Raw genomic sequence first — 7229 nt, forward strand, 5'->3', positions numbered from 1 at the left:
AACGTCATTGGTTATATAAAAATTACATTTAGTTATCTGGTTATATTTTTGTTTGGCAATGGTTTGTAGCGAAAGCCAAAGGTGGTTGCTAACGTTATGCCGCCACGAGTTTTGATGATAGCTCGATTACTAATCGTTGTTTTATAGGTAAATAGGATGCCCGAAATTAAACAGAAAAACTCTGAATCAGTGAAGACCCTGTTAGAAGAGTACAAAGAAGTGACCTCTGTTGAGTCTTTTCAATTAGATGTCGTTAAGTCTTTAATAAAGATTTTTACCGACACTGATAAAAGCCTTGAGCAAGACGATAAGGTGACCTTAGTAAAGGTTGCACAGCAATATATCGATGAAGAGATCGATTTTTCACTTTCTGTTGGTTTTGATGATGCCGTTCCTATCCTAACTTCAATTAGAAAAGTCATTGAGGTTGTCTAAACGTAGATTTTGAATTTGAAGGTTGTCAGATGTTTACGCTGACTCCTGAGGTTCAATTTCTAAGTGAAATATAAATTAAAGATGTTCATGTTTGATTTGAATGTCTTTAAACAAAGGCAACACAGTCAGCTAGAGCAGCAATATTATAATTACATTGAAAGGAAGAAATAATGAACACAGTGACATTTTTAGGCGACAAGATTGCACTAGCGGGTGATTTCCCACAAAAGGGCGAAGTACTGACAACACCTTCGATGACAACAGTATCGTTAGCTCCGCTAACTATCTCAGACAAAGCGGCTGAGTTTAAACTGATTTACTTGTTCCCAAGTGTTGATACGCCAGTATGCTCAAGCAGCACTAAAGCTATCTCTGAGTTAGCGGAACTGAAATCAGATTCTGTAGATATTTACACGGTTTCAACAGATCTGCCATTCGCACTTGCTCGTTTCCAAGAGAAAGAAGCAGTGACAGGTGTTGAGCAGCTATCAGTATTCAAGAACCCTGAGCTACTAAAAGCATTTGGTACTCAATTCGAAGAGCATGCTTTGTCTGGTTTGTCAGCTCGCGCAATTATCTTGCTCGATGCAAACAACGTTGTTGTACACAGTGAACTGGTTGCTGAAGTAACTGAAGAGCCAAACTACAGCGCTATCATTGAAGCTTTAAAGGCTTAATGATGATTTGAAACCTTGGTGAATTTTGGGCACCAAGGTTTCATGATTTTACGGATAACGATAACACGTTGATTTCGTTTTTAAGAACCCAAGCTCAATTCGGTCTAAGCTTATAATTCAGTTGCCTGTAGAACAATGTCCAACGAGTGAATTGGATTATTGAACTGGATTGTTGAATTAGATATCGGTGTTCTTCCTTGATAAAAGTAAAGTTAGCCATTTTTGTTACGCTTTCAACGATAGGGGGGCTTATTCTCGCCATCGTGTTGCTCACGCCTCCAATAGCTTTGCGAGGGAGCCAGTGGGCATGTAATTTCAAGCAAATGGGATTTGTCACACCATCGTATGCGCAATACTCCGAATTAAATGAATTTATGCTGTATTCATTTAGCTCGGATGAAGATTTTTTTGTCAGCGATAGAATTCAAACCATGAATCAACAGGGCGTTGTTGAAACTGCGGAAGTTGTATTTGTAGGGAAATACACGCTGAATGATAACCACCTAGAGATGGTTTTCAATGAAGTGAACTTCAGACATAAACACCCAGATGACATGATTAATCGTAATCAGTCTTTGTATAAAGGGTTCACTATCCAATATGACATTGAGCTGGACGGTGATTTTCTTTACTTGTATTCATCCAGCAATAGTGAAGAGTTCAATCACATTTGTACCAAGCGTTAAGCCTTCCGAGTTCCTTAGCCTTTAAGAGCAAATCTCTCTCTGTCTCATCCATTTTCTTTGTGTGTTCTCTACCTGAGCTAGTGGAATATTCTTCATTTTATCGAATTCCAACTAAAATCCTGCCCAAGGGTGTCTTTTCTACAAGAAAACTAGTCGAAGCCTTAACCATGATCTACAATACGGCAAAATTCTAACTCGACTATTTTCAGGAAGAGCTGCATGTACATGAGCACTGATGAGGTTCGCAACGCGTTCCTTAAGTTCTTTGAGAGCAAAGAACACCAAATCGTAGACAGTTCATCGTTAGTTCCACATAACGATCCAACCCTGCTATTTACTAACGCAGGTATGAACCAATTCAAAGATTGCTTCTTAGGCGCCGAAAAACGTGCCTACACTCGAGCAACTACGGCTCAGCGTTGTGTACGTGCGGGTGGTAAACACAATGACCTTGAAAACGTAGGTTTCACGGCTCGTCACCACACATTCTTCGAAATGCTAGGTAACTTCAGCTTTGGTGATTACTTCAAAGAAGAAGCGATTGGGTTTGCTTGGGAATTCCTGACTGAAACACTAGGTCTGCCAAAAGATCGCCTGTTAGTAACGGTTTACGAGACAGATGACGAAGCATTCGAAATCTGGAACAAGAAAGTGGGCATCCCAGCTGACAAGATTGTTCGCATCGGCGACAAAGAAGGCGGCAAGAAGTTTGAATCTGACAACTTCTGGACAATGGGTGACACTGGTCCTTGTGGTCCATGTACTGAAATCTTCTACGATCACGGTGAGCACATTTGGGGCGGCCGTCCTGGTACACCTGAAGAAGATGGTGACCGTTTCATCGAGATCTGGAACAACGTATTCATGCAGTTCAACCGTCACGCTGACGGCACTATGGAACCGCTACCTAAGCCAGCTGTAGATACTGGTATGGGTATTGAGCGTATCTCTGCAATCATGCAGGGCGTTCACTCTAACTACGAAATTGATGTATTCCAAAAGCTAATTAAAGCGACAGCTGAAGTGGTAGGTCATGACGACTTATCTAACCAATCACTGCGCGTTATTGCTGACCACATCCGTTCTTGTTCATTCCTAATCGCTGATGGCGTAATGCCTTCAAACGAAGGTCGTGGCTACGTTCTACGTCGTATTATTCGTCGTGCAGTTCGTCATGGTAACAAGATTGGCGCACAAGGCGTGTTCTTCCACAAACTTGTGGGTGTACTGGCTGAAGTGATGGGTTCTGCGGCTGAAGAGCTTAAGAAACAGCAAGAGCTTGTTGAAAAAGTACTTCGCATCGAAGAAGAGAACTTTGGTCGCACGCTAGAGCGTGGCATGGTTATCCTTAACGACGCATTAGACGCACTTGAAGGCAAAGAGCTTGACGGTGAAACAGTCTTTAAACTTTACGATACATACGGCTTCCCAGCTGACCTTACTAACGATGTAGCTCGCGAACGCGACTTTACTATCGATGAAGAAGGTTTTGAGAAGGCGATGGAAGCACAGCGTAAGCGTGCACGTGAAGCGGGTCAGTTCGGTACTGATTACAACGCGACGATCAAAGTAGACACTAACACTGAGTTCTGTGGTTACACAGGTACTGAAGGTGCTGGTGAAATTTCTGCGTTATTCGTTGACGGCGAAGAAGTATCTTCACTATCGGCTGGCGATAAAGCAATCATCATCCTTGAAGAGACACCATTCTACGCTGAGTCAGGCGGTCAATGTGGTGACGCTGGTACGCTAAGCACTGCGTCGGGTCTGTTCAAAGTACAAGACACTCAGAAGCTAGGTAATGCATTTGCACACCACGGCGAGCTAGTTGAAGGTGTATTTGCTCAAGGCGATAAAGTAGAAGCGCGCGTTGATGCTGAGCGTCGTGCTGCTATCTCACTGAATCACTCTGCAACTCACTTACTTCACTCTGCATTGCGCGAAGTGCTAGGTGAGCACGTTGCTCAGAAAGGTTCTTTAGTTAAGCCTGACAACCTACGTTTTGATTTCTCTAACCTTGAAGCGGTAACACCAGCACAGATTAAAGAAGTAGAGCGTCTAGTTAACGCACAAGTTCGTAAGAACCATGTGATTGAAACCAACATCATGGACATCGAGTCAGCGAAAGAGAAAGGTGCGATGGCACTGTTTGGCGAGAAGTACGATGATGAAGTTCGCGTTCTGTCGATGGGCGATTTCTCTACTGAGCTTTGTGGTGGTATCCACGCGAGCAACACCGGTGATATCGGTCTATTCAAGATCACTTCTGAAGGTGGTATCGCTGCTGGTATTCGTCGTATTGAGGCGGTAACGGGTGAAGCTGCTCTAGATGCAGTTGATGCTCAAGCTAACGCTTACGAAGAAAAACTGGCTGAATCGGCTAAGAAAGCGAAATCTCTAGAGAAAGAAATCCAACTACTTAAAGAAAAGATGGCTGCAGCTGAAGGTGCAAACATCATGGGTAAAGTGGAAGACATCTCTGGTACTAAAGTTCTGGTTGCTGCAATTGAAGGCGCAGACAACAAGAACCTACGTACTATGGTTGATAATGCTAAAAACCAAGTGGGTAGCGGCATCATCCTGATTGCGAACGTAGCAGACGGTAAAGTTGGTTTAATTGCTGGCGTAACCAAAGACCTTATCGGCAAAGTAAAAGCTGGTGACCTCGTTAAGATGGTTGCTGAGCAAGTTGGCGGTAAAGGCGGCGGTCGTCCAGATATGGCTCAAGCGGGTGGTACAGATGTTGAAGCACTACCTGAAGCGCTTAAGTCAGTACGTATTTGGCTAGAAGAGCGTCTTTAAGCTTAAGTAATTGATACAAAGATGCCCAATCAACTGATTGGGCATCTTTTATTTTGCCTATTGGAAGAACGTCTGAAAAAGGTTTGATTGAGATTAACCAAGAAGTCTAACGGTAACGTTAGACTCCTTGGTTAATTTTTTATTGCTTCGCCATGACGCGGAGTATGTGTTTTTTTGTCATATATAGACATTGGTCTTGGGAAGGTGAGGAAGGGTGAAAATGCCTCTTATCGTGCAGAAATTTGGTGGAACGTCGGTGGGTTCAATAGAACGAATCCATCATGTAGCAGAAAAAATCATTGAAGCGAAAAATGAAGGGAACCAGATCCTGGTTGTCGTTTCTGCTATGTCAGGTGAAACAAATCGGTTAGTTAACTTAGCTTCACAAGTTGATAGCGTACCAAACGCTAGAGAGTTGGATGTGCTGTTAACGGCTGGAGAACAAGTTTCCATGGCTTTGTTAGCGATGACGTTGCACAAGTTGGGTTATGAAGCGACATCGATGACTGGCTATCAAGCCAAGATACACACCGATTCTAATCATAATAATGCGACGATTGAGCGTATTGATACCGCTCCTATTAAAGCGCTGTTAGATGATGATCAGATTGTCATTGTTGCAGGTTTTCAAGGCGTTAATGCGAAAGGTGATATCACAACCTTAGGGCGAGGTGGTTCAGACACCACGGCCGTTGCGTTGGCGGGTGCGCTTCAGGCGAAAGAGTGCCAGATTTATACCGATGTTGATGGCGTATATTCCTGCGACCCTAGAGTGGTTAAGCAATCTAAGAAATTAGATACCTTAGACTTCCCCTCTATGGAAGAAATGGCTCGCAGAGGCGCTAAGGTTTTGCACCTTCCATGTGTACAGTATGCGTGGCGGCACAATGTACCATTGAGAGTGCTTTCGAGCTTTGAAGAAGGCGAGGGAACTCTCATCGCGGGTAATGACTGTTTGAATGATATTGCTGGAATAGCCATTCAAAGAGATATGGTTCGCATCGAGTGTTTGAATCAAGATTTACCGTCTCTCATGTCGCATTGCCAGTTGTTAGGGATCGAAGTCTGTAGTGTGATCGAGGAAACAGAACGGGCAGCGCTCATTATCAAACCGGACATAAGTGCTAAATTAAAATTAGTTTTTGCTGAAAAAATCCGTAATAGTGAATATGTTAGTTTGTTAACTGTGGTAGGAAGCCGAACACAAGAAATTGTGGTCAGTTCACATGGATTGTTGTCTGAAGGCGAAATTGATGTACAACATCACTTATTGCAGCAGCAGTCTTTAACTTTGGTGATATCACCAACGCAAGTCGATATGGCTGCTAACATATTACACAATGCATACATCGTAGCGCGTGAAACACAGGGTTATCTTAAAAAAGAAGTGCATTTTGGTTAAATAAACTCAATCGATAGTTTACGAAAATATAACTTTTGTTGGATAATGCTCTCGTAGCTAGATAAATTTAGAGATTACTCAAGGAGCAAAGAATGCTAATTTTGACTCGCCGTGTTGGCGAAACACTGATGATTGGTGATGAAGTAACAGTTACTGTACTAGGCGTTAAAGGTAACCAAGTACGTATTGGTGTTAACGCACCTAAAGAAGTATCTGTTCACCGTGAAGAGATCTACATGCGCATTCAAGCTGAAAAAGGTAATGGTAACGTTGCATCTGGCAACTACTAATACTTTTGCGTAGAAGAGGGGCTAGCATTGTTGCTAGCCTTTTTTGATCTTGGGGGAGCATAATCACAACTTAGTGATTGGTTAGTTCAATAACTGGCTTAGTTCTAGATGCTGAGCTGAATGCTTGATATAGAAAAGCCACACCGCTTGAGTTAACTCTTATTGAGGCAACATGATATTTGTTTGCCGCAGTTCAAGTTTTACTGACTTTCCCTATGGCGAAATAGAGCATCCCGTAGTATGGTGCAAACAGCAGTGACACTTGCTGCGAGATAAATTAGATAATTGTTTTCCGCTGTTAATTATTGCCAATCTTTCACCTTAATTTTTAAGGGAAAAAGCGCTAATTGGATGTTATAAGTTCAATTTGCAAGCGCTTTGATTAAATTGCAAACGGTTGAATGTTTTTGTCCGGTTTTTTTCAATAAAGTGTTTGACATATTTTCGGTAAAACGTAATATGTGCCTCCGCAAGACGGTGAGGTGGCCGAGAGGCCGAAGGCGCTCCCCTGCTAAGGGAGTATGTGGTTTGTAGCCGCATCGAGGGTTCGAATCCCTCCCTCACCGCCATTTCTTGCACGTTTGAATTTGCAAGCAAACACAGAAGTAACAATGTGCGCCCTTAGCTCAGCTGGATAGAGTACCTGGCTACGAACCAGGCGGTCGGAGGTTCGAATCCTCCAGGGCGCACCACTATTTAGATTACTTTGTTAAAAAGTAATGGATAAGAATAATGAATTAGGTGAGGTGGCCGAGTGGCCGAAGGCGCTCCCCTGCTAAGGGAGTATGTGGTTTGTAGCCGCATCGAGGGTTCGAATCCCTCCCTCACCGCCATTCATTACAGGCCTATGGCCTTTTTTTTGTTTCGTAGAAACAAGAATGTGATATATTTCACAACTTCTTCACTTGAAGATACCGTGCGCCCTTAGCTCAGCTGG

The 7229-nt window shown here is 43.0% G+C and carries 6 protein-coding genes and 3 tRNA genes; all 9 read left to right on the plus strand.

From position 1 onward, the window contains the following. The first annotated feature begins 156 nt into the window (after positions 1-156). The 9 genes from BCT49_RS12500 to BCT49_RS12540 all read left to right on the plus strand — a co-directional run bounded on the left by BCT49_RS12500 (position 157) and on the right by BCT49_RS12540 (position 7125). Positions 157-435: a hypothetical protein gene (locus BCT49_RS12500; RefSeq protein WP_102435549.1), complete on the plus strand. Its 279-nt coding sequence runs from the start codon at positions 157-159 to the stop codon at positions 433-435. Positions 436-605: 170 nt separating this feature from the next. Then, positions 606-1112: a thiol peroxidase gene (gene tpx, locus BCT49_RS12505; protein WP_102435551.1), complete on the plus strand. Its 507-nt coding sequence runs from the start codon at positions 606-608 to the stop codon at positions 1110-1112. 431 nt (positions 1113-1543) lie between these two features. Further along, on the plus strand, positions 1544-1798 hold the full coding sequence (locus BCT49_RS26180) for a hypothetical protein (RefSeq protein ID WP_241908076.1): 255 nt from the start codon (positions 1544-1546) through the stop codon (positions 1796-1798). Between the two features lie 219 nt (positions 1799-2017). Continuing rightward, a complete protein-coding gene (gene alaS, locus BCT49_RS12515; RefSeq protein WP_102435555.1) occupies positions 2018-4600 on the plus strand; it encodes an alanine--tRNA ligase in 2583 nt (860 codons plus the stop codon). 220 nt (positions 4601-4820) lie between these two features. Continuing rightward, a complete protein-coding gene (locus tag BCT49_RS12520) occupies positions 4821-6002 on the plus strand; it encodes an aspartate kinase (protein ID WP_102435557.1) in 1182 nt (393 codons plus the stop codon). A gap of 92 nt (positions 6003-6094) precedes the next feature. Continuing rightward, on the plus strand, positions 6095-6292 hold the full coding sequence (gene csrA, locus BCT49_RS12525) for a carbon storage regulator CsrA (protein ID WP_004415691.1): 198 nt from the start codon (positions 6095-6097) through the stop codon (positions 6290-6292). 476 nt (positions 6293-6768) lie between these two features. Then, a tRNA-Ser gene (locus BCT49_RS12530) sits at positions 6769-6861 on the plus strand. Between the two features lie 46 nt (positions 6862-6907). After that, positions 6908-6984 (plus strand) — tRNA-Arg (locus BCT49_RS12535). A gap of 48 nt (positions 6985-7032) precedes the next feature. Then, positions 7033-7125 (plus strand) — tRNA-Ser (locus tag BCT49_RS12540). The last annotated feature ends 104 nt before the right edge of the window (positions 7126-7229 follow it).

This window comes from Vibrio lentus (assembly GCF_002875945.1).
Taxonomy (GTDB): domain Bacteria; phylum Pseudomonadota; class Gammaproteobacteria; order Enterobacterales; family Vibrionaceae; genus Vibrio; species Vibrio apostichopi.

What these genes read in the sequence shown, in the direction of transcription:
- BCT49_RS12500 (WP_102435549.1), top strand. Translation starts at nt 157, where the DNA reads ATGCCCGAAATTAAACAGAAAAACTCTGAATCAGTGAAGACCCTGTTA.
- tpx (WP_102435551.1), top strand. Translation starts at nt 606, where the DNA reads ATGAACACAGTGACATTTTTAGGCGACAAGATTGCACTAGCGGGTGAT.
- BCT49_RS26180 (WP_241908076.1), top strand. Translation starts at nt 1,544, where the DNA reads ATGAATCAACAGGGCGTTGTTGAAACTGCGGAAGTTGTATTTGTAGGG.
- alaS (WP_102435555.1), top strand. Translation starts at nt 2,018, where the DNA reads ATGTACATGAGCACTGATGAGGTTCGCAACGCGTTCCTTAAGTTCTTT.
- BCT49_RS12520 (WP_102435557.1), top strand. Translation starts at nt 4,821, where the DNA reads ATGCCTCTTATCGTGCAGAAATTTGGTGGAACGTCGGTGGGTTCAATA.
- csrA (WP_004415691.1), top strand. Translation starts at nt 6,095, where the DNA reads ATGCTAATTTTGACTCGCCGTGTTGGCGAAACACTGATGATTGGTGAT.